The 24,990-nt window shown below is 34.1% G+C and carries 17 protein-coding genes, 1 tRNA gene, 2 rRNA genes and 1 pseudogene; 6 read left to right on the top strand and 15 right to left on the bottom strand.

Features of this window, described 5'->3' with window-relative positions:
* Positions 1-39 precede the first annotated feature (39 nt).
* The 5 genes from GOY12_RS00655 to pstC all read right to left on the bottom strand — a co-directional run bounded on the left by GOY12_RS00655 (position 40) and on the right by pstC (position 5,565).
* Entirely contained in the window at positions 40-1,068 is a 1,029-nt protein-coding gene (locus tag GOY12_RS00655; protein ID WP_175818173.1) for an NAD(P)/FAD-dependent oxidoreductase, read from the bottom strand.
* Between the two features lie 850 nt (positions 1,069-1,918).
* Entirely contained in the window at positions 1,919-2,560 is a 642-nt protein-coding gene (locus tag GOY12_RS00650) for a transaldolase family protein (RefSeq protein ID WP_175818172.1), read from the bottom strand.
* A gap of 26 nt (positions 2,561-2,586) precedes the next feature.
* Entirely contained in the window at positions 2,587-2,919 is a 333-nt protein-coding gene (locus tag GOY12_RS00645) for a F0F1 ATP synthase subunit epsilon (RefSeq protein WP_175818171.1), read from the bottom strand.
* 30 nt (positions 2,920-2,949) lie between these two features.
* The gene (gene atpD, locus GOY12_RS00640) at positions 2,950-4,368 is read right to left on the bottom strand and encodes a F0F1 ATP synthase subunit beta (protein WP_175818170.1); all 1,419 of its coding nucleotides are present in this window, start codon (positions 4,366-4,368) and stop codon (positions 2,950-2,952) included.
* A gap of 105 nt (positions 4,369-4,473) precedes the next feature.
* Positions 4,474-5,565: a phosphate ABC transporter permease subunit PstC gene (pstC, locus tag GOY12_RS00635; protein WP_175818169.1), complete on the bottom strand. Its 1,092-nt coding sequence runs from the start codon at positions 5,563-5,565 to the stop codon at positions 4,474-4,476.
* 127 nt (positions 5,566-5,692) lie between these two features.
* Here pstC and rpmH point away from each other — a divergent pair, with 127 nt between their 5' ends.
* The 3 genes from rpmH (at position 5,693) to GOY12_RS00620 (ending at position 6,522) form a co-directional block, all read left to right on the top strand.
* Entirely contained in the window at positions 5,693-5,827 is a 135-nt protein-coding gene (rpmH, locus tag GOY12_RS00630; protein WP_175818168.1) for a 50S ribosomal protein L34, read from the top strand.
* On the top strand, positions 5,820-6,179 hold the full coding sequence (gene rnpA / locus GOY12_RS00625) for a ribonuclease P protein component (protein WP_175818167.1): 360 nt from the start codon (positions 5,820-5,822) through the stop codon (positions 6,177-6,179). Before rpmH ends, rnpA begins: the two co-directional genes overlap by 8 nt.
* Positions 6,180-6,261: 82 nt before the next feature.
* Positions 6,262-6,522: a hypothetical protein gene (locus GOY12_RS00620; RefSeq protein WP_175818166.1), complete on the top strand. Its 261-nt coding sequence runs from the start codon at positions 6,262-6,264 to the stop codon at positions 6,520-6,522.
* Between the two features lie 42 nt (positions 6,523-6,564).
* Here the strand turns inward: GOY12_RS00620 and rrf are convergent.
* Positions 6,565-6,671 (bottom strand): 5S ribosomal RNA (rrf, locus tag GOY12_RS00615).
* A 68-nt stretch (positions 6,672-6,739) separates the two neighbouring features.
* A 23S ribosomal RNA gene (locus tag GOY12_RS00610) occupies positions 6,740-9,523 on the bottom strand.
* A 349-nt stretch (positions 9,524-9,872) separates the two neighbouring features.
* On the opposite strand from GOY12_RS00610, the gene GOY12_RS00605 reads away from it, so the two are divergent.
* The 3 genes from GOY12_RS00605 to ruvX all read left to right on the top strand — a co-directional run bounded on the left by GOY12_RS00605 (position 9,873) and on the right by ruvX (position 13,253).
* Positions 9,873-10,922 (top strand): methyltransferase domain-containing protein, encoded by a 1,050-nt coding sequence (locus GOY12_RS00605; protein WP_175818165.1) that lies wholly within the window; start codon positions 9,873-9,875, stop codon positions 10,920-10,922.
* A gap of 78 nt (positions 10,923-11,000) precedes the next feature.
* Positions 11,001-12,785, top strand: coding sequence for a ribonucleoside-diphosphate reductase subunit alpha (locus GOY12_RS00600; RefSeq protein ID WP_246214412.1), 1,785 nt, complete (start codon positions 11,001-11,003; stop codon positions 12,783-12,785).
* A complete protein-coding gene (gene ruvX, locus GOY12_RS00595; RefSeq protein ID WP_175818163.1) occupies positions 12,786-13,253 on the top strand; it encodes a Holliday junction resolvase RuvX in 468 nt (155 codons plus the stop codon).
* A 324-nt stretch (positions 13,254-13,577) separates the two neighbouring features.
* Here the strand turns inward: ruvX and uvrC are convergent, their stop codons facing one another.
* The 8 genes and pseudogenes from uvrC to GOY12_RS00555 form a co-directional block, all read right to left on the bottom strand.
* Positions 13,578-15,233, bottom strand: coding sequence for an excinuclease ABC subunit UvrC (gene uvrC, locus GOY12_RS00590; RefSeq protein ID WP_175818162.1), 1,656 nt, complete (start codon positions 15,231-15,233; stop codon positions 13,578-13,580).
* Positions 15,230-17,335, bottom strand: a complete 2,106-nt coding sequence (gene glyS, locus GOY12_RS00585) for a glycine--tRNA ligase subunit beta (protein WP_175818161.1) — start codon at positions 17,333-17,335, stop codon at positions 15,230-15,232. Before glyS ends, uvrC begins: the two co-directional genes overlap by 4 nt.
* Before the next feature lie 3 nt (positions 17,336-17,338).
* The gene (locus GOY12_RS00580) at positions 17,339-18,178 is read right to left on the bottom strand and encodes a glycine--tRNA ligase subunit alpha (protein WP_175818160.1); all 840 of its coding nucleotides are present in this window, start codon (positions 18,176-18,178) and stop codon (positions 17,339-17,341) included.
* Positions 18,179-18,222: 44 nt separating this feature from the next.
* Positions 18,223-18,980 (bottom strand): annotated as a pseudogene (locus GOY12_RS00575) (phosphatidylglycerophosphatase).
* A 183-nt stretch (positions 18,981-19,163) separates the two neighbouring features.
* A complete protein-coding gene (mutS, locus tag GOY12_RS00570; protein ID WP_175818158.1) occupies positions 19,164-21,644 on the bottom strand; it encodes a DNA mismatch repair protein MutS in 2,481 nt (826 codons plus the stop codon).
* 1,339 nt (positions 21,645-22,983) lie between these two features.
* Entirely contained in the window at positions 22,984-23,517 is a 534-nt protein-coding gene (locus tag GOY12_RS00565; RefSeq protein ID WP_175818157.1) for a 5-formyltetrahydrofolate cyclo-ligase, read from the bottom strand.
* Positions 23,501-24,130 carry a ferredoxin reductase domain-containing protein gene (locus GOY12_RS00560; RefSeq protein WP_175818156.1) on the bottom strand — a complete coding sequence of 210 codons (630 nt, stop codon included), beginning with the start codon at positions 24,128-24,130 and terminating at the stop codon, positions 23,501-23,503. The genes GOY12_RS00565 and GOY12_RS00560 overlap by 17 nt, the downstream gene beginning before the upstream one ends.
* A 35-nt stretch (positions 24,131-24,165) precedes the next feature.
* Positions 24,166-24,250: transfer RNA gene (locus tag GOY12_RS00555), tRNA-Ser, on the bottom strand.
* Between the last annotated feature and the right edge of the window lie 740 nt (positions 24,251-24,990).

Genomic DNA, 24,990 nt, shown 5'->3' with positions numbered 1-24,990 from the left:
TAAAACTAAAGTTATAAAGTTACTATATAGCAGTTTGACTTAAAGTAAATTACTTTTTCTTCCACGAATCCCCTTTAAAGTTGAATATTGAAAATTAATTGGAGAATTATGGATCACTTTGTATATGTCGTAGCAAGCCATAGTACTCTCGGCAAAACCATTCAGTATCAGCTTCAGCTTACCTGAATAAGTAGCTATATCTCCGACCGCATATATCCTATCCCTATTAGTTTTAAGTGTAGTCTGATCAACAACTATACGGCTATGTTCCAACTCTAAACCCCAATTATTTATTGGACCCAAATTTATTGACAAGCCAAAAAATGGTAGTAAAAAATCAGCATATATTTCTCTTTTCTCATTAGAGGTAATATCTTTTACTATCACTGCACTCAATTGTCCATTATTCCCAGCCAGTTCATATAATTGATATGGCGTTACAAGTTCTATCTTCCCATTGCTTCTAAGTAGGTCTAACTCATTTCTAGTTTCAGGAGTGCAACGAAATTCTCTTCTTCGATGTATCACATAAATTTTCTTTGCAACTTTAGAGAGTTCTATGGTCCAATCAGCTGCAGAATTTCCTCCTCCTGCAATAACTATAGTTTTATCTTGAAAATCAGAAATTTTATTTACACTATAAAACACAGACTTATTTTCATATTCTAATATACCACTAAGGGGTGGGCGGTTGGGCTCAAACATTCCATTACCTGCAGCAATAATAATAGCTTTACATCTTACCTCTGTACCTATACTTGTTACTACAGTAAAACTTCGATTGTCATTACTCGAAATTTTCTCTACCATTTGACTCAAGTGGTAAACAGGCCTAAATGGCATGGCTTGTTCTGTTAATTGTTCAATTAACCTTTGTGCAGTAATGACAGGATATCCTGGTATATCATATATTGATTTTTCTGGGTAAAGGGCAGCACACTGCCCTCCTACTTGATTTAAAATATCCACTATATGACATTTCATATCTAGCATCCCTGCTTGAAAAGCAGTAAATATTCCAATAGGTCCAGCACCTATTACTACTATGTCAGTTTCTATGCTTCCCATTTAAGTAATAACTTATTTAGATATTAGTTAGCTTTGTTAACAAAATCAACTCACATAGAAGATACAATTTTTCAAATTGTATAGGGTTAACATTCTTTTGTAACCTTAGCAAATTTCCCTTCCTCGATATTATAAAAAACAGATTAAAAAAATAAACTTTTATATAATTGCAGTATATCAGCTTTGATAGTAAGAAAACATTATAAATATTAAGAGTAACCTATCAAAGCATATAGGTCTAATTTTTCTTCTAATCAAGCATAAGCAAATAGTATAAAAAAGCAGATATTTACTTAAGGACAAAACATTTTCTAACTTTAATAAAAAGTATAATTCTACCATCAAATCAGACAGCCCAAGTTCTTAAGTATTTTCATATTCTATAAAAAAGCTTCAAACAGAAGTCACTTTCTTCTTAAAAACTCTTATTGAAGTAGCTTAACTACTTCATATTTCTTTTTTCTAGATTCTAGCTTTTTAAAAAGATATGAAGATAAGGGTCATAGATCAAAAAAAAATCTTGATATATTCTTATACCTCCACTCTACCAGCAGCAAAGACATTCAAGAACCTCAAATTTACCCTCGTTTGCAAGCCTTATTCAGTACAAAGCATAGTGTGATGCATCCCCTTTAGTATACTTAAGTACATGTATATTTTTGTTCCGTGTATTACACTTTCACTGACTCTTTTCTATAGAAGGTTCACCATGTTTACACAATCTTGAATTAAGCATAACGATATGCTTAGCGCAAATTAGACAACAACTTTATTTTTAACATTAAATCATAAAATAGCTAAGGCTACTATAGACTTTTCACGCCTTTTAGCAAATTTCTATAATTACTCATTATTTTACACTCCAATCTTCTCTAAATATTGCAAGTCCCTGATCAGTAAGCGGGTGGCTAAGCAACTGCTTAAACACTTTCGCTGGTATAGTAATTGAATCAGCACCAAGTTTTGCAGCTTCTATCACATGCGCCGGGTTTCTTACTGATGCAGCAAGAACTTTAGTATCAAAACCATAATTAGAGTATATAGCACATATATCTTTTATCAACAACAAACCACCGTAGTTTATATCATCAAGACGACCAACAAAAGGAGAAACAAAACAAGCACCGGCCTTAGCGGCAAGCAGTGCTTGTCCAGGAGAAAAACATAAAGTAATATTAACAGGTATTTTATACTCTGTCCATAACTTTTTACAAGAAATTAATCCTTCGTACGTAAGAGGCAACTTTACTACAATATTACTAGCAATTTTGGCTAATTTAAGTCCTTCTTCAACCATCTCTTTATAAGTATCTGCAACAACTTCAACACTAACAGGCCCTTTTATAATAGAGCATATTTCACTTATTAAACCCTCGTATTTATCTTTACGCCCAGACTTCGCTATTAAAGAGGGATTAGTTGTTATACCATCTATAAATTCTTTTAACTCTTTAATTTCATCTAGATCAACACTATCAAGAAAAACTTCCATAATATTCTATTATATATAACAAAAACTCACTGATCAAAATAATTCAACTGCATATTTATTCTTCTACTTCTAAACAACTCCTCATTATGAACTACACAGTTAAAAAACTGTACTTGATTTGTAATAATGCTACAATCATTATTTACAACCTCCAGCACACCATTATCAATTACAATTTTTTCTTCCTTCTGTTTACTTATTCTAACAGTGACTACACCTGGTAACAAATAAATCAAGTAAGGAGAATGGTGAGCTAAAATCATCAATTCACCATCAAGCACATTCATCAAAAGAGAAACCACCTTATCAAATGAAACTTGATTATCAGGAGAAAAAAATTGCACTTTAAAGGTATTCATAATCTCTAATTTCCTAGTTCCAACTTTAACTTAAGCCTTTATTAATTCAGCCTTTTCCATTGCTTCATCTATATTTCCCACCATATAAAAAGCAGCCTCTGGCAAGTGATCATATTTACCTTCAATAATTCCTTTAAAACTAGAAACAGTGTCAGAAAGCGAGATAAATCTACCAGGCATACCAGTAAATACTTCTGCAACATGAAAAGGTTGAGAGAGAAACTTCTGAATTTTACGAGCCCTATCAATAATAATTTTATCTTCCTCAGACAGCTCATCCATACCAAGTATGGCAATAATATCTTTCAGTGACTTATAAGTTTGCAGTATGCGTTTTACTTCAGAAGCTACTCTATAATGTTCTTCACCAATAACTTCACTAGACAAAGACTGAGAAGTTGAATCAAGTGGATCAACAGCAGGGTATATTCCCATTTCAGCTATTTGTCTTGACAATACCGTAGTTGCATCAAGATGAGAAAATGTAGTTGCTGGAGCTGGGTCAGTTAAATCATCTGCAGGAACATATATTGCCTGTACAGAGGTAATAGAACCTGAAGTAGTTGAGGTTATCCTTTCCTGCATTACACCCATATCAGTTGCAAGTGTTGGCTGATAGCCAACAGCTGAAGGTATCCTTCCGAGCAAAGTAGAAACTTCAGAACCAGCTTGTGTAAAACGGAAAATATTATCCACAAAAAACAGAACATCTTGATTTTCACGATCACGAAAATACTCTGCCATAGTTAGTGCTGTCAAAACAACTCTAGCCCTTGCCCCAGGAGGCTCATTCATCTGTCCATAAACTAAAACAGCCTTGGACTTTTCATGTTCATTTATATTTATCACATTCGAATTGATCATCTCGTGATAAAGATCATTACCTTCACGTATTCTTTCCCCAACTCCGGCAAACACAGAAAATCCCTTGTGAATTTTTGCTATATTATTAACCAATTCCATTATGAGAACTGTCTTACCAACACCAGCTCCACCAAATAAACCAATTTTTCCTCCTTTTAAATAAGGTGCAAGAAGGTCTATGACTTTTATCCCTGTAACTAAAACTTCCTCTTGTATTTTTTGTTCAGTAAAGCTTGGAGGTACCCTGTGTATAGGCTCTAAATTATACTCTCCCTTCAGTAGACCATACCCATCTATAAGATCCCCAACAACATTAAAAACCCTCCCTAAAACTGAGCGCCCAACTGGAACCGATATCGGTGCACCTGTATCAATAAACTCATCATTTCTTGATATACCATCTGTACTATCCATAGCAATACAACGGACTATATTATCACCTATATGTTGTGAAACTTCCAAAACCAGCTCCTTACCTCCATACTTTAGTTTGCTTTTTAAAGCATCAAATATTCTAGGCAACTTGCCTTCAAATTTCAAATCGACAACTGCTTGAGTTACCTTAACCGTTCTACCTACATTCATCTTTTTATTTTTATCATACCAACACTATAATATTATAACAAATCCCTAAACTAAAAAAACAAATCTTATATTATTAACAAAAAATCAGCAACATTAAAACATTTATTAATCACGTTTTATTATAAATAATGCAAACGCATTTAATAGCCAAGTAATAATAAATAGTACTAAGCTAAGCGCATAAGCAGCAAGTGTTTGCACACTACTGAAATCCTGGTCTCCAGTAAGTAGTGTAGCTACCTGCACAGTAATAGTAGTAACTGAATTAAGAGGATTAAAAGTTAAGTTTGAGTTAATTCCAACAGCCATCAATACTATCATTGTTTCACCTATTACTCTCGAAATTGACAACAAAATTGCACTCAAAATTGTAGGCATTGCATAAGGTATTATTACGTGCCATATAGTTTCTGCTGGAGTAGCTCCTAATGCCATAAAGCCATAGCGCAAGCTCTTTGGAACAGACCTAATTGCATCTTCTAGCAAAGAAATAATAAAAGGAAGAACCATTACTCCTATCGATAACCCAGCAACTAGTGCACTCTCCGAGTGTATGTTCAGACCAAAAAAACTCGCTATTTGTTTCGCAGAAGAAGATAAAAATACAACCGAGAAATATCCATATACAACTGTAGGAATAGCAGATAAAACTTGCAAAGTTGTATTAACAATATAACGCACTTTCTCACTTGCATACTCACTAATATATACCGCAGAAAACAAACCAAGAGGAACAGCAACTACCATTGCTATAATAGTTATAACCAATGTGCCGACCAAAAGTGTGGCTATACCGAAACACCCTATTTTTTCTCCATTAATAATCACTGCACTATGACTCCACTTCAAACAAAATAAAAATTCTGAAATAGCTATTTCTCTAAAAAAATTAACAGATTGGGTAAGAATAGACAGCATTATAAATAAAGCGATAAAAAATGATATGATAAGAGCCATAAACAATAAAAGCTTGATCATCTTATTGCATCTAAAGATAAAAGCAAACATGAAAAAAAGTAACGCTATAGCGATAGAAGTTACAAAATAACTGTTACAAAATATTAACAACCAAGTTAATATCCATGTACAACTAAGACATAAATAAGCTTTAACTTTATCTACTTGTTGAAACTTACTAAAGTAAAACAAAAGGACTAGCAGTGCAGGTATGAAAAGGATTATTGTCACCGAATTCATCTACTCACACTTGAACCTTACTTTAAGAGTAATACAATTTTAAAGAATATCTAGTATATACCAATGCAAACACTATTTGACAATAAAGTAAAATAAACTAAAATAATTAAGTATACTTATAAAAATAATGAAAAGAACATTTCAGCCAAAAAATCTGATAAGAAAACGTAGACATGGCTTCCGCTCACGTGTAGCAACAAAAGCTGGAAGAAAAATACTCAATAGGCGTCGCTCATTAGGATGCAAAAAATTATGTGCATAGTGAAGCTATCAAGTATAAAAAAAAAGACTTTTCATTTGCTTTTAAAAATAAGCTGGCACCTAGCAGCTTTTTTTACCATGGGTTCTACATATCACTATACACCATAAAAGAAAGAGAACCAGAAAAGTACATTTATACTATTAGGGCAGGTCTAGTTATCAGTAAAAAAGTTGGGAAAGCAACAAAAAGAAATAAAATCAAAAGGCGATTACGAATGCTTATTAGAATGAACATCTTAAATGCAAGCAATACCGGATACTATTATATAATAATAACTCATAGAAATATTGTGCAAGCAAGCTATAAAAACTTACAGAAAGATCTAACTTTTTGCTTCAAAAAAATAAAATAAAAACTCAATTCAGGTATTTACAACTATATTATTTACGATAATATAAGTAAAATTTTTAAAAAACAGTTAATAGGTACAGTAAATGGTAGAGTACATAAAAGAGATAAGTAACATAGATTTTGGTGAAATGTACCAATCTTCATTTCTTCCTAAAGGAACAGGAACAGACTGGAGGTCAGCATTCCGTCAGCAAGAAGAATTATTAAAAAAAGCAGTAAATAATATAACACTAATAGAAACGAACAATTTTCCCTTAAAAGAAAGCAAATTAGAAGAGGTAGGAACAATATTAGATGATATAAAAAAGGGTCAAGGGCACATAAAAACAAGAAAGTTAAGATAAAAGTACATCTACTACTTATAGCTAACAAAGAAATTTTCATAAACTTGGCAGCGACCTACTCTCCCTTTTCAAGTACCATCAGCGCTAAAAAGTTTCACTTCCGAGTTCGAGATGAGATCGGGTGTTTCATTTTTGCCATAGCCACCAAGTCAATAAAAATTTCTAATTCAATTTAACATTTAATTAACATTTAACACTGCATATACACATATAGAAAGCAAATAAACCAATCAGGCTATTAGTACTAGTTAGCTTCACATGTTACCATACTTCCACACCTAGCCTATCAACGTGGTAGTCTTCCACGGCCCTAATTGGGAAATCTTTTTGAAGAGGGTTTCTTGCTTATATGCTTTCAGCAATTATCCCATCTATACATAGCTACCCAGCAATGCTATTGGCATAACAGCTGGTACACCAGAGGTATATCCATCTCGGTCCTCTCGTACTAGAGTTAGATCTTCTCAAATTTCCTTCACCCACGGCAGATAGAAACCGAACTGTCTCACGACGTTCTAAACCCAACTCACGTATCACTTTAATCGGCGAACAGCCGAACCCTTGGGACCTTCTTCAGCCCCAGGATGTGATGAGTCGACATCGAGGTGCCAAACGGTGTCGTCGATATGAACTCTTGAACACCATCAGCCTGTTATCCCCGGCGTACCTTTTATCCGTTGAGCGATGACCCTTCCATACAGAATCACCGGATCACTATGACCGACTTTCGTCTCTGCTTGGCTTGTCAGCCTTGCAGTCAGGCAAGCTTATGCCATTATACTATTAAGCTGATTTCCGACCAGCTCTAGCTTACCTTCGCACGCCTCCGTTACCTTTTAGGAGGCGACCGCCCCAGTCAAACTACCCACCATACAATGTCCTAGTTTCAGATCACGAAACTTAGTTAGATATCAAAAGTGTAAAGGGTGGTATCTCAAGATTGACTCCATTACAACTAGCGCTATAACTTCAAAGTCTCCCACCTATCCTGCACATTACATTTTTAATAGCAATATAAAGCTATAGTAAAGGTGCACGGGGTCTCTTCGTCTAACCGCGGGTACCCCGCATCTGCACGGGGAATTCAATTTCGCTGAATTGATGTTGGAGACAGTGGAGAAATCGTTACGCCATTCGTGCGGGTCGGAACTTACCCGACAAGGAATTTCGCTACCTTAGGACCGTCAGTGTTACGGCCGCCGTTTACTGGGGCTTCAATTTAGAGCTTGCACCCCTCTTATTAACCTTCCAGCACCGGGCAGGCGTCAGACCCTATACTTCCACTTACGTGTTTGCAGAGTCCTGTGTTTTTAATAAACAGTCGCTACTCCCTATTTTGTGCCACCTGCTAATAGTTACCTAAAAACAGGTTACCCTTCTTCCGAAGTTACAGGTATAATTTGCCGAGTTCCTTCAACATCATTCTTTCAACACCTTAGTATACTCTACTCACCTACCAGTGTCGGTTTACGGTACGGCCTCATGAATATAAGCGCTATTTCCTGGAGTTCTTTCTAAGCATAGGACAATCCAATAAGCCCCATACAAATACAAAACTCGTCACACTTAAGAGGTTCAGGAATATTAACCTGATTGCCATCGACTACCCCTTTACGGACTCGCCTTAGGAACCGACTAACCCTACGCAGATTAACTTAACGTAGGAATCCTTAGGTTTTTGGTGAGAGTGTTTTTCACACTCTTTTACGCTACTCATGTCAGCATTCTCACTTCTGATATCTCCAGCAGTTCTTACAAACTACCTTCACAGACTTACAGAACGCTCTGCTACCGCACTTACTGACCAAAATCAATAAGCACTCACATCTTCGGTATACAGCTTTAGCCCCGGTACATTTTCAGCGCAGAAAAACTTATTTAGACAAGTGAGCTGTTACGCTTTCTTTAAAGGATGGCTGCTTCCAAGCCAACCTCCTAGCTGTAATGGTTTTTCTACCTCCTTCCCCACTTAGCTGCAATTTTGGGACCTTAGATAGTGATCTGGGTTGTTTCCCTTTTCACTATGGATTTAGCACCCACAGTGTGTCTGCTATACAATCAATTATTGGTATTCGGAGTTTAGTTAGATTTGGTAAGACGTTGAGCCCCCCTAGTCTATCTAGTGCTCTACCCCCAACAACATACATATAACGCTCTACCTAAATAGATTTCGCAGAGAACCAGCTATTTCCAAGTTTGATTGGCCTTTCACCCCTAATCACAACTCATCCAATAATGTTGCAACATTAACTAGTTCGATCCTCCAGTGTGCTTTACCACACCTTCAATCTGGTCATGACTAGATCACTTGGTTTCGGGTCTAATCCATAAAACTAAAACGCCCTATTTAGACTCGCTTTCGCTACGCCTACACCTAACGGCTTAAGCTTGCTTCATAGATTAACTCGCTGACCCATTATGCAAAAGGTACGCTGTCACTCTAATGTAAACTTACTATAAGATCACTCTCATAGAAAATGACATAAAGCTCCAACTGTTTGTAAGCACATGATTTCAGGTTCTATTTCACTCCCCTCCCGGGGTTCTTTTCACCTTTCCCTCACGGTACTTGTCCACTATCGGTCGTCAAGGAGTATTTAGGCTTGGAGGATGGTCCCCCCACGTTCAAACAGGATTTCACGTGTCCCGTTTTACTCAAGGATTTAAAAACTTTCTACTTATACAGGACTATCACCTTCTATGGTTACTACTTCCAGAGTATTCTAATTCTTATTCTTAAACCTCTAGCCTTTTCCGCTTTCGCTCGTCACTACTAACAGAATCTCGGTTGATTTCTTTTCCTTTGGTTACTTAGATATTTCAGTTCACCAAGTTCGCTTTACATACTATGTAATAACTAGCTCAGCTAGTTGGGTTTTCCCATTCGGAAATCTGCGGATTAAAACTTGCTGACAATTCCCCGCAGCTTATCGCAGCCTGCCACGTCCTTCATCGCCTCTTGACGCCAAGGCATCCATCAAGTGCTCTTAATAATTTATTTACTACAACTACATGTAGAATATGCAGAGTTAAATATTATTGAAACTGAACTGAGATTAAATTAATCTCTACCATAAAACTTGTCAAACATCTGAAAATTAAGTTATGTTAACTTTTTATATACTAAAAGCTAACAAGTAATATGTCAACGTTTTTTTATACAAAATATTTACTTACACTGGCAACAACATATACTTGCAACTCTAAATAAGCAAAATTTATCATCTAGATAAGAGTTCAAATAGGGTTATATATAACAAAAGTCAATGAAAAAAATATTTCATGGTATAAAATACTTTGAAAATCAAGTCTACTTAAAAATGATAGTGAACATACAAGGTATTTAAAGTATGAAAAATAATCTATCTTTTACAAGGGCTGTTTCAAGTTTTATATGTAAGTTAATCAGTATGCTTAACATTAAAAAAGTTAAGCAACTCGCTATAAATAAATATAACGCTTTTCATAAAGAAACAGCTGTATTCCTTGAGAAGTCGAAAAATCTCTTAAACACCAATATTGAAATTGGTTTATATCACTTCTATAAGGGCAACATATCAGATGCAAAGCTGAGATTTTGGTTAATTAGCTTATTTTATTCTAATTTGCCTATAGTTTGGTATAACATTGGAAGATGCCATTTCGCAATGGGAAACACTAACAAGGCTTATATTTACTTAACAAAGACATTAAAATTAGATACCGATTATGAAGAAGCGTCCTACTACATAAAAAAAATAACAAATCTAGCACCTATTACAAAATTACCCAAAAGGCTCATAAAACAATACTTTGACTATACTGGCAAGTACTTTGTTGAGCACTGGTTAATCGCTAAACAATACAGAGGTCATGAGCTTATACACACAGTAGTTATAAAAATCTTCAACAACTTGACTTCTACACTTAACATGCTTGATCTTGGTTGTGGAACCGGAATATGTGGCCACTTCTTAAAAATACACAATATCGGAAATTACATAATAGGAGTTGATATTTCAAATAGAATGCTAAATATTGCCAGAGGATGCTTTACAAAGGGTAAACCTGTTTACAATGAGCTAATACATATGGAAATGACAGATTTTCTCAAACAAGAAAGAAATCGCTTGCATGATATCATCATCTTTGCTGAAGTGTTACATTATCTACATGACTTTCAAACAGAACTAGAACTAGCGAAAAGGTCTATAAGTAAAAAGGGAGTAATTATATGCTTAGTAAGAAGGAAGGAAGGTGAAGGTATTGACTTTGTAAATAAAGGAGATTACTTTCGTCACTCAGAAAGTTATATACGAAGCGTTGCAAAAGAAATAAACATGCAAATAAGCTATATGAGTTACTGTAAAATATATGGGAGTCAGGTTGATGGTATCTTATTTGCACTACAGCATCTATAAAAAAAATCGGAAGACCTAATTTAAAAATCACTACTGCTCAAAGCAGTTTCCATGTACAATAAAACAAAAGAGGAATTCATGAGTAATATTACTATTAACCACGAAAAAAATATCAAATTGACCAGCTTTGGAAAAGCAGTTCTATTGGATAGGTATCTAGCAGAAAACGAAAGTTATCAAGATCTCTTTATACGCATTGCCAGCTACTACTCCGATAATGAGAAACATGCACAGCGTTTATACGATTACATGAGCAATTTATGGTTTATGCCTTCAACACCAATACTCAGCAATGGCGGTACCAACAGAGGGTTGCCTATCTCTTGTTTCCTTAATGAAACTGAAGACAGTCTACAGGGGATAGTTGATTTATGGAATGAAAATGTTTGGCTAGCTGCACGTGGAGGAGGAATAGGTAGTTATTGGGGGAATCTACGTTCAATTGGCGAAAGTGTAAAGGGAAGTGGTAAAACATCAGGGATTGTACCATTCATTGTAGTACAGAATGCTCTAACACTTGCAATTAGTCAAGGATCTTTAAGAAGAGGAAGTTCAGCGGTCTATCTTCCTGTATCTCATCCAGAAATAGAAGAGTTTCTTGATATACGTAAGCCAACAGGTGGTGATCCAAATCGCAAAGCATTAAATATACATCATGCTGTAATAGTAAACAATGAATTCATGCAAGCAATTGAAAGAGACTTAAAATGGGATTTAATTAGCCCTCACAGTAATAAAGTCATTTCAACTGTTAAAGCACGTGACATATGGGTTAAAATATTAATAGCAAGAGTCGAAACTGGAGAGCCATATATAATTTTTCTCGATGCAATAAATAACAATAAGCCAGAATCTTACAAAAAACTTAATTTAGATATTAAGATGTCAAATCTATGTAGTGAAATTACTTTGACTACAGGTTATGACCATCTAAATAAACCGCGCACTGCTGTATGCTGCCTATCATCAGTAAACCTTGAATACTATGAAGAATGGAAAGACAGTGAATTTTTCATAGAGGACATAATGCGTTTCCTTGATAACGTATTTGAAGACTTTATAAATAAAGCACCAGATGAAATACAGCGAGCAAAATATTCTGCAATAAGAGAGCGTAGTATTGGTCTTGGTGTGATGGGCTTTCACTCATTTTTGCAGAGCAAAATGGTTCCTTTTGAGTCAGTAACAGCACAACAGTGGAATAAAAGAATATTCAAGCATTTGCGTGAGCAAGCAGATATAGTCTCTAAAAAATTAGCAGAAGAAAAAGGAGCATGCCTTGATGCTAAAGAAATCAATCTAATGGAAAGATTTACACACAAGCTCGCTATTGCCCCAACTGCTTCAATTTCTATTATTGCAGGTAACACCTCTCCTGGAATAGAACCATATGCAGCCAATGTATTTACACAAAAAACATTAACAGGTTCATTTGTAGTACGAAACAAATTCTTACAAAAATTACTAGTAAAAAAAAATCAAGACAATGATAAGGTATGGTCTTCAATCTCAACAAACGAAGGTTCTGTGCAACATCTAGACTTCCTTAATGAGCACGAAAAATTAACATTTAAAACAGCGTACGAACTCGATCAAAGATGGATTATAGAACACGCAAGTGATAGAACTCCATATATTTGTCAATCCCAATCGGTAAATTTATTTCTCCCTGCCAATGTACACAAGCGCTATTTACACAAAATACACATGCTTGCTTGGAAAAAAAACCTAAAGAGTTTATATTACTGTAGATCGCAGTCAATGCAGAGAGCTGACAAGGTCTCACATGATATATCTGAAAAAAATGAAATATTATGGCAGAAAGCAGACATTGATTATGATGAGTGTTTATCATGTCAATAAATGCTACATAAAAATCCTGCTGAATTTTTAAAGTCCATTCCAAAAGACAAGCGAATAATGTGTCTTGACATGGGAAAAAAGCAAATAGGAATAGCATTTAGTGATAGAACGCAACTCATAGCTACAGCTCATAGCATATATAATAGAAAAAATATAAGCAAAGATTTAGGTTACCTAAATAGAATATTCAAAGAAAATGAAGCTGGTTCAGTAGTAATAGGACTACCACTGGAAACAGGTAAACAAAGAAGTGAATGGTATGAAACTATAATCCAATTTGCAAACAGAATGATAAAAAAATATAAAATAAATGTATATTTACAAGATGAAAGCTTATCAACATTTATTGCAACTCACATACTAAAGACCGCTGGAGTATCAATTATAAAATCGAAAAAAATAGATGATAAAATTTCCGCATGCATTATTTTACAACGAACATTGGATAAGATAAATGTAATTAAATAGCTTTCTATAATTAAAAGGCCTCCCTAAGTTGTTATATCGAATAGTATCTTAGCCTTAATATGTAGCAAAATTTATCGCTTCAAATTATCTTCCCTTATTCTACTTCAGTTATATAGATACCAGTGTTTAGGTCATCATTACTCAAGTAGCATCGATTCTGTAATATATAAGCGTTCACCTTCACTAGCTATGAATTTAAGTGCTTAAAATAACTTCTGCTAACCCCTTGCTAATTTTAGTTAGAGAGAAACCTTGCTTATATTTTCTACCGAAATAAAATAAGAAGATAATGCTTTTCTTGTTGCAAGTTGGATACTTTTTTAATCATGAAACTATAAATTGTTTATCACGTTTTTTTCTATGTGAAGCTATTGCAAAACGATGAGCTTCATTACGAAGCAGTTGCAAGTAAAGCATGGTTTTACTGTCATTTGCCAGACTAAACTCCTCCCTACCTAACATATAAAATTTTTCGTTACCCGCACTGCGACAAGAACCCTTTGCCATGCAAGCAAAAGGAACATCTATTCTCAATATTTGCAACACATTCTGCACTGCAGAAACATGCCCAGGCCCACCATCAATTAAGAGAAAATCAGGAATTATATCCTTTATCTCGCCAGAGAAACGCCTGATTAACACTTCCCTCATCATTTTATAGTCATCACTTGAAACTTCTCCTTTTATAGCAAATTTTCTGTATTCACTCTTTAAAAAACCTTCTTGTCCTGCAACAACCATTACACCAATTTGGTGACTCCCAGATATATGGCTATTATCATAAATTTCAATACGTTTTGGAATATTTGGTAATGAGAAAACTTCACTCAGCTTTTCAAGTTTTTCTAGACTACCTTTACAATCAATAAGCTTTTGTTCCAAGCTATATCGAGAATTATTAAAAACAAACTCTAACAAATCACGTTCTTTACCACTCTTTGCATGAAAAACCTTTATTGGTTTGCGAGTAACCTTACATAGCGCCTGCTCTATAATTTTCTTATTTGTGATAAAATCTGGAATATAAATTTGCACTGGAGTCACATCAGCAAAGTTATATAGATTGATCAAAAAAGCAGACAAAATTTCATCATCTGAATGATTATCATTACAGTTTTCAGCAAAGTAAGAAGAACTTCCGTAATTTTCTTTATTTCTGAATGATAACATATTAATACACACTAGATTTTCTTTACGTACAATGCTGAAAAAGTCTGCATCTTTTTCAAAAGAAAAATCCATTGGCTGCATTTGAATTTGCTTAAGAAGTCTTATTCGATCTCTATATACAGCAGCAAGCTCATAGTTCTGCTCATTGCTATACTTTTTCATTGTAAAAAGCAACTGCTCTTCCACTTTATTGTTTCTTCCAAGCAATGTATCCCGCGCTTGTTTCACTGATTGGTAGTAATCATCTTTTGTGATTTTACCTATACATGGTGCTGAACAGCGCCTAACATAATGTTCAAAACATGGCCTTTTAGTCAAGGAGAACTTTTTATCTGAACATACTCTCAAGAGAAAAGTTTTTTGCAATGATAATATAGTCTGTTTAACAGCAATGGCAGACGTAAATGGACCATAATAGTAAAATTCACCCTTTTTAAGTTTGCCTCTATGTTGTGCTATACTCGGATAATCGTGTTTAGAAATCGCTATATAAGGATAAGATTTTCCATCCTTAAGCATAACATTATAAGTAGGCTTTAGTGACTTTATTAATCGCGCTTCAAGAAGCAAAGCTTCAATTTCATTTTTAGTTAAAAAAGTTTCTATCTTAATAGTCTGTGAGAGCATAACCTTGACTCGTTTAGAAAGGTTTCCAAATCGAAGGTAGTTAGACAATCTCGATTTTAAGTTTTTTGCTTTTCCAACATATAAAACCTTACCCTCCTCTCCAGTCATCTTATATACACCACAGGACTGAGTAGATAACTCGATTTGCTTTTTTATTGCCTGAACATCTATGACACAATTCATTGCTTAGCTTGTATAAAGTTGAAATATGCTATTGAATGAAAGATAGAAATAACGCTCGCAAGTAAAGAGAATCTATTCCCTCTCAGCTTATCAGAAGCACAGTTGATCTTTACATTGTCCATAAACTGATTAATAAGTGGAAGGAATTCACTAAGTTCATCAAGTGCCTTATTGAAGTGATTATTTTTCATTGCTTGTTTGATGCTTCTACAAACAGCTACAGTACGATTCGATAACATTATTTCTTCACTATCAACCAAAAATTTTTTATTATAAGACATTCTGTAAGTAGCATCAGAATTTTTTTTTGCCTTGCTAACTATATTACTCACCCTTTTATAAGTACCCAGAATCTGCTTGCCTTTAGGCGTACCGAGATAATAATCCAATATAACAGTTTGCTTCTCTGCTGCCAGTAGATCATCAACATCAGTTTTATGTAAAACTGAATCCACAATATCTTGCCTTACACCTTTATTTTTTAAAATAACCTTAAATCTCCCTAGACAAAATTTAAGGACAAGTTCTACAATTTGCCTCCTATTTAGCTTACTTGACTGACTAATTGATACTGAATCCTCAACAAATATAAGTCCTGAATATAAAGATACCGACTTATCTATCAGTAACCTAATTGAAATATGTAAATTATTCTCGAGTATCGTTCTAATCATACCAATTGCCATTCTCCGTAAACCAAACTGATCATATGAACCTGAAATCTTTCCACCTACTGCAATCAAACCAACTAAACTATCTACTTTATCAGCGATAGCCACAGCAATCGCAGTAGGAGATCTAGGGCACTCTTGCTCTGGTCCAACTGGCTTATAATGCTCAGCTATAGCTTCTACTACTTCTTTATCTTCTTGGAAATAAGAAGCATAATATCCACCCATTACTCCTTGTAATTCTGGAAATTCTCTTACTATCGATGTTGCTAGATCTGCTTTTGCCAAATACGCGGCACGCTCAACCTTAGTTAACGAAGCACATGGAACATATATAGCTATATATTTTGATAGAACTATAATACGCCTTACTTTTTCTCTAACATTGCCGAGATAAGTATGAGATAATATTGAATCCAATTTTTCGACATAATAATCAAGATTTTCCTTTCTATCTTGAAATATCAAAAATTTCGCATCAGTAAGACGTGCTTCTAATATTCTTTCATACCCCTTGACAACTTCATCACTGTTGACACTGACGACAGTGGCAAAGTGCGAAATTCCCTTTTCATTACTTAAAGCAAGGCATTTTTGTTGTGTATTAATTATACTAAGAATTACTTCTTTTGGTAACTCAAATAACTTTTCTTGATTTACTTTACCAAACAGTATCACTGGCCACTCTATAAGCCCAGACAACTCATTCAGTAAATAATCACTTTTTTCAAGTTGTAAACTCTGTTCTTTTCTAAATTTATTAACCTGATCCAGTATAAATTTCTTCCTTTTATCTGGTTGAAGAATGACATTGTTTTTTTCTAGCAACTCAAGGTAGTCTTTAGTCATTCCAACAATAAGCCTCTCACTATTTGAGAGAAATCTATGACCATACGTTGCATTGCATGCAGTAACCCCTGCAAAAGATACAGGTATTATCTCGTCATTCAAAACGCATAAAATGTTTCTAATTGGCCTAACCCATCTTTCTTTTCCTTCGCTCCATCTCATACTCTTCGGCCAAGAAAATTTTTTTAACATTCTCTCCAGTTGATTCTTAAGAAATTCTTTGATGTCAAACAAATAGCTTTCTCTTCTAACAAAGTAAAATTCTCCATCATCTATTCTCTGAACAAGTAAATCCTTTTCACTTTTCTGATACTTTCTCAAAAAACCCTTAATAACACTTTTCGGTGCATTGACATTTGGTCCCTTAATTTCGTTATTAGAATCTTTCAGATCCGAAATGTCTATATCATTAACAAAAAGAGCAATGCGACGTGCCGTTGCAAAAACCTCTACAGATGTAAATTTTACATTGTTTCTACTAAAAACAGTAGTAATATAACTCTTAATTTGAGCTACAGCTAAATCTTGCATCCTTGATGGTATTTCCTCTGAAAGGCACTCAAATAACAGTTGTGATAACATATATTATTTACTTATATATAACTCACAACATCCTTTTGTTAGCTCTCTTACTCTACCAATATACACTGTACGCTCACTCACATCAAGCACACCTCTCGCATCAAGCAGATTAAGTAGATGACTAGCTTTAACACACTGATCATAAGCTGCTACCGGCAATTTTTTTTCAATAAGAAACTTACATAATCTTTCCGTATCTTCAAATTGCTGCTGTACTACTTTAGTATTACAATATTCTAATGACAGATAAGAAAATTCATACTCTCTTTGCTTAAAAATATCTCCATAAGTCACACCACTGTCGTTCCATATTATATCGAAGACATTATCTACATCTTGTATACACATTGCTAAACGTTCTAGCCCATACGCTATTTCGCCAGGAATCATTCTACAATCGATACCTCCTACTTGCTGTATATAAGTAAGTTGTGTCACCTCCATTCCATTACATGTAACTTCCCACCCAAGTCCTGATGCACCAACACTTGGATTTTCCCAGTCATCTTCAATAAATTTAATATCATACTTTCCTGTAGATATATTAAGAGCCTTTAAGCTATTTAAGTAAACATCCTGCAAGTTATTTCCAGAAGGTTTTATTATTACCTGGTATTGATGATGCTGGTATAAGCGATTAGGGTTAACACCATAGCGGCTATCTGCCGGCCTAACTACCGGTTGTAAATATGCAATTTTCGTTGGTTTTATGTCAATCGCTGACATAGCTGTCGCAGGATGCAATGTTCCAGCCCCAACTTCAGACGTATACGGATAAAGTATAGTACATCCTTCGTCAGCCCAAAACCCTTGCAATTCCTTTATTATATTTTGTAGATTCACACAAACCGTAAATTTTCTATATTGAATATATAAGCAAACAGGTGCTATTCAATATTTATTTTCACAGCATCACGCAAATAGTTACTCAAAAGACTACCGAACTTTCTTTCACATACTGAATTATGCTTTTATTTAGAACAATTGCATCATGCATAGTCAAATTGCAGAATATAAACGCAGTTAAGTACAGCAAAATTACTGCATAAAATGTATGAAAAAACCCCTCAAACGTGATTGATACTGCATTGTTATAACTAAGCTGTATTGAACTTATTGGCCAAGGTTTTATTACTTCCACAACATTAAAAAATATATAAGGTATCATAAAGAAAAAGAATAAGTGCATAGAATTATTAAACCAAGACGAACACTGAAGTATTTCTTTACATATACTTCCATATAATCTACCTACAGCATAATAAATTGACATTATTGCCGGCATCGAAAATGCAACAGTCAACACCTGTCCTGACGCCATTTGTATTACTATATTTTCACCACTATTCGCTGAAGGGTTCTGAATATGGAAGATAGATATACCAATTAATTGCAGTATTAATATACCTATCGCTAATTTCATAAAAACAGCAGCTATGATTATAGCTGAATATGGCATCTTATATAGTATAAAATCAACTCCATATATAAAAATTAATATAACATTGATAATAAGTAACATTAAAAAAGAAGACCAATAGTTCTGCCAACTTGGTAAATACCCTATTCCAAAAAAAGAGCTTACTACTTTAGCAGGAAAAACCATACCCAACACTTTTTTTAGAACTACCAAAAAAACTTCCATATCTTAAGCGATACTTAATGGGTTATACTTTATTGTAACAGACTTATCAATAGTTCAAAACCCCATTGGAAAACCTTAAATATATTTATACTATAATAGAAAAAAGCTTATACTAGAAACTTAACAGTATCATATACTAACTCTGTTATCTAAACAAACACTTGTAAAAGCCAAGCAAATCTTTCAGGCCTTTAGCTCCTTAAATACTGCACTTGCTCTATTTAGCACAGAATCAGGAAAACCAGCAAGTTTCGCTACATATATTCCGTATGACTCATCTGCGATACCTTCAACTACTTCATGTAAAAAGACGACTTTCCCGTTCCATTCTTTTACTCTCACACAGAAACACTTTATGTTTTTTAAATATTCACTTACTTTCGTTAATTCGTGATAATGAGTTGCAAAAATAGCACGGCACTTATTTACATCATGAATATGTTCAATTACCGCCTGAGCAATAGATAGCCCGTCATATACTCCTGTACCTCTACCAATTTCATCAAGTATCACTAAGGAACGGCCTGTTGCCTGATTGACTATAGTTGCTGTCTCAATCATCTCTATCATAAAAGTAGAATAGCCAGCTGCTACATTATCTGTCGCACCAACCCTGCTAAATATCTTGTCAATTACTCCAATATGCGCACTATCTGCCGGTACAAATGAACCCATATGAGCTAAAATTGCAATGAGAGCATTTTGCCTCAAAAAAGTGCTTTTCCCAGCCATATTGGGACCAGTAATTAGATGTATACCAACTAAGTCGATGCTATTTGCAATGAACTTACCGTCAATTTCAACTACTGGATGCCTTCCGCTACGGATATTAAATTCCTTACTATCATCAATAATAGGTTTTACATAATTGTTTTGCACTGCAAGCTCTGCAAATGAAGCCCTAACGTCCAGTCTAGCTAAAGCACTTGCAGCAAGAGCAATCTTCTCAGATTCTTCAGCAATTTTACTACATAGTTCACCAAAAATTTTTATTTCTAAATTAATCACAGCATCACGCGCCGTGAAAATTTTATTTTCTAATTCCTTTAATTCATTAGTAGTATAACGTATACTATTTGCTAAACTCTGCCTATGAATAAATATATCTGAAGTTAACTTGTGATTTGTTGATACCTCAACATAATAACCAAGTATATTATTGTGCACTATTTTTAGTGAGGCAACACCAGTTAGGTCGCAATAAGATTTACGGAGTTTAGTTACCAGTTCATTGCTATTATTTAGCATATAGGATAGCTCTGATAATCTCTTATCATATTTTGGATTAATAAATCCTCCTTCTTTTGTAGAGTTTAGATCATTATCAAGCACAGCATAGTTTAAAAGCTCAAGCAGTTCCTTATGATCACCAAGGCTTTTATATATTACACTTAGTTCATTTTCACTAGGATCGGATGTCACTCCAGAGTGTGATACTAAGGTAACACATTGCTGCAAGATAAATTTACCCTTATCAAATCCAATTTTATACAAGAACTTAGATAACTCTGACGTCTTCTTAAGACCTGCTTTCAATAAACTAATATCTTTCGGTGAGCCACGCCCTAACATTAAACGTGACAATGACCTCTCAATATCTGGAATACTAGAAAGCATTTCTCGCACCTTTTTACGTGATTCATGATGATTTACAAAAAACTCAACAGTGCTAAGCCTCAAATTAATTGCTTTAGAACAAGCAAGTGGTGACGCAAGTATTTGTTTAAGCAGGCGTCCACCAGAAGCTGTAACTGTTTGATCAATGACTGAAATCAGTGAACCTTTTCTTTCACCAAATTGAGTTGAAAATAACTCAAGGTTCCTCCTTGCTGAAGCATCGATTAGCATAAAACTTTGCTGCTTATAGGGCTTTGGCAGCTCAAGCCTTGGAACAGAACCCTTTTGAGTTACTCTTACATATTCAAGTAGCGCACCACAAGCTATAACCTCTACTTTGTTGAAGCTTCCTATAACCCCAAGTTCTCTAATTTTATAAAATTCGCACAGTGCTCTATGAGACTTGTTATACTCAAAAAAACTTTGAGCATGCTGCGTGATTGATATTTTATAGCTTTTTAAAATCAACCTAATTTTCTTATTCTCAGTGAGCTTTTCAGAAACCAACAATTCCTTTGGTGATATGCGTAACAAATCATTATCAAGAGCTTCCAAACTCGTTATAGAGTAAAAAAACTTTCCTGTTGATAACTCAAGCCAGCCAATAGCATATTCTTCATTATGTTCAACCATAGACGCAAGATAATTACTGTTTTTATCTTCCAATAATGAATCTTCAATAATTGTACCTGGAGTAACGATTCGGACTACATCACGTTTTACTATAGATTTATAGCCTCTTCTTTTCGCCTCACCAGCAGTCTCTAACTGGTCACAAATTGCTACTTTAAATCCTAAATCTATTAGCTTATGTAGATAAGATTCACTATTATGTACAGGTACTCCACACATTGGTATGTCCTGCCCACACAAACTACCCCTTTTAGTAAGCACTATATTCAATAGCTTCGAAGCTCTAATAGCATCATCAAAGAACAACTCATAAAAATCTCCTAGTCTATAAAATAATAAATGATCCTTATATTGAGCTTTTAGGTTTAAATATTGCTCCATCACAGGAGTAGTTTTTTCTCTTATAAAATCCATAGCATTTTTAAACACGTCACATTAACGATAATTTTAGATTCACTGTTATATACAAATAACATAGAACTAAATATGGAAACCTTTACACACAAAAAAATAAACCTTTCTAAAAATATTGACCTCTTGTAGCCTTTCTTCTATAAACTATACTAAAATTATATGAAATTTAAACTCCCTGAAAAGCCTAAACTGCCATTTGTTACTACATCAAGTTATATTAGCAATTAAAAAAACAGAAAATCTCTCTCGTTTTCACTTTCAACTTTTTCAAAAAATAATGCACATTATAATAATATGCTAAACTAAATAGGGATTAAAGAATCATCACTAGGCATTCATACATAATTCCCCACGCTAGAATTTACATGGAATAATGATTTAGTTAATAGCCTCTCTAAGACAGATCATACTTTGCTACATTATCTAGAAAAGAAGCTAAATTGCCTAATTCTCGTCCCTCCCATGCTGCACTTTGCAACATATGAATCAGTTCTTTAAGCAAAATCAAGAAAACCTAGGTAGCCCCTAGTAAAATTTTAGTCCAAGAAGTAGATATTCAATATATAATTATAGCCAAGAACTCAATTGTATGCTCCAAGTACCACGTTCCTCTTCCATTACTATCTTAATCAATTTTAGAAAAATACACTGGAAAATGCACGCAAGGTGTAAGATGCTTTTACGTAACTTCAAGAAAATTTTGCTAAGTTTAAAATTAGAACAGAAACTTAAGCTATATACTAGCACAGTAACTATAGCAAGGTATGTACTGCCAACATTTGGCAAACTGATGAGTTACTTAAGCTCTCTTTTTGAAAGTTTCTACATAAAAAAATATTATTACACCTACACACATAGCCTTATGTCATTATTGATTTCAGCAATTCATATGCCCTTGAATAATAACAGACGTGTAGACATTTATTCAGAACACTACTCCTATCAAAAGATAAATTATTATCATCACCTTTGTTATATCTAAGCGCATTTTTTGCATACTACAAAAAATGAACACCATAAACAATCTTACAATGTAACCGCCAGAGCATGCATCATAATTGGTTTTCTTATTTCTTATATAGAATAGAACGATAATCATTCAATATATTATCGATAGTAGAACGAATTAACAATTCAGTCACAGATTGTAAAATCCTAAAACCAAAGGAATTATAAGCACCATTACAGAATACCCAGCTGTAAACCTTTACTCTACCATAAAGAAAGCAATTGAAAATTTAGACACTATTTTTCAAACTTCTTAGGGTTAGGAAAAGAAAAATCAAGTTGGTTATGCAACCAATATTTTGAATATTTTCTAGGAAAGCCAACAAGAAAATCATAGGAAATTTTGACATCTATACCTAATACGTATCTCAGTAATCATAATATCCAATCTTTGATCATGTTCTTCTACTGGCAAATTCTTACAATATTGTTTTTCATAAGCTACGCCTATAAACACTTTTCCAAGTGGCCGCAATCCTTTTATCACAGCATCATACCAACCACTACCAAAACCCAATCTATTAAAACACTCATCAAAAGCAATAACAGGAGTAATTATCGTGTCAGGGAGTATATTTCCACCTGTTTTGCTCCATTCCTTGAATCTTAATAACTTATTTTCATCAGGAATTGCTACTTTATAACCTAAACTAAGTAAACTATGCATCAAAGGCACAACATTTACTTCTTGATCAATTGGAACATAAGCCGCAACTGTCCTACCTATAATATAACTTAAGTTTTTATTGAAAAGATTAATAAGAGAATTTGCTGCATAGATAGAATAGCTTTTATCAGTATTCTTTCTTATAGCCCTATATTGCTCCCTTACTTCCTTTTTTCGTTGTTTAACATCTTTGAGCATAATCTATCCACTTTGCAGTAAGTTTTTCTTGTAAACTGTTTTGCCTCAAACGCTCACTTAAAAAATCAAAGTCAACAAACTCCATATTTTGGTCCTGGTTACTGCAACTATAAACAAAACTCTCTTCTTCTGTTTCCAAGTTTATATGCCGTTGCACACATTGAGCACAAATTCCTTTCATCATACACTGCATAGGAGAATTAATTGACGATATTGCCACGTGACTAGATTTCAGATATGGCTTCAAAATTGTTTTCCTAGCTTCATTTATAGCTTTCATCATTTTATCAGAACCAATAGCAATAATTTTATCTATAGCATCTAAATTAACTATGGTATCACCTAATTTTCCCTGTTGATAAGAGATTATCGCATCAACTATATTACCGTGAAAGGATCTGTCTTGACCTCTATTTATTTTTATCAATCCCTCTTCACATGCCCAAACTACCGCACTTGACGCACATTCTATCAGTGCTTGTTTAAATACACCATTTAATTTCCTATAGCCAGCAAAGTATAGAACCTTACTATTGTTTTTAAGGTGTGCCTTCCCTATTAAAAATAACACTGCATTTCCAACTCCGCCACCGACCAGCATTATATTTTTCATACTTTCGCTTCCATTTTCATACAATGAATGTAATACGGAAAAGGGGGGATTCGAACCCCCGACATATTTTTATATGCACGCTTTCCAAGCGTGTGCTTTAGACCACTCAGCCACCTTTCCATATACTATATAATATTAAAAGTTGTGCCGCTAAGCAAGTTCAGCCATAAAAACTAAGTATATAGGACCCATCACAAAATTTACAGTATTGTTAAACTTACTTTTGCCTATTAGAAATATTTTATTATAACCTGCTAACATTAAATATTCACCTCTGGCAAAAATTTACTATGAAAGCACAGTGAATAATACAATTAACTTTATCTTTATATTTATACTCCTTCGCTATAACCCTAAATTCTACACGTATTGTTGACCTAAAGAATTTAACTGACTTCAACAATAAACTCCACTTATCTAACACTACTACTTTGCTATAAGTTTTCAAGTACAGATTCATCTTTTTTGACTAAAATCCCTGCAAACAAAAAATATCCCGACGCTCATAAATGTTACACTTCTCTGAAAAAAAATATCTTCTTTTTTTATATCATTACTACTTAACACTACCTAAGTTTCCAGTTTCAGTTAATCAGTCTTCAAATCAACGCTTAGCATCATACTACTAATGCAAATCCATTTAAAGCTTAACAAAGCATATTACCATGCTCAAATTCTAATCATAATTAGTAAACCTCGTTATTTTCTGACTAATAAGCATTGATTTCCAATAAATACATAGCAATAGCAAGTAATTCCCCAATTAAATGGTCTTTTTTAATACAATTTAATGTTTCCTCCCCCTTATTTAATTGATTAAATCTAAAAACAAACAATAAATAAAGGTGCCATTATGCACG

Origin of the sequence: Wolbachia endosymbiont of Dirofilaria (Dirofilaria) immitis (assembly GCF_013365455.1) — a bacterium.
In the GTDB taxonomy this organism is placed as follows: domain Bacteria; phylum Pseudomonadota; class Alphaproteobacteria; order Rickettsiales; family Anaplasmataceae; genus Wolbachia.
Note: the sequence above shows the minus strand (reverse complement) of the source record. Positions and strands in the feature narration are given on the sequence as shown.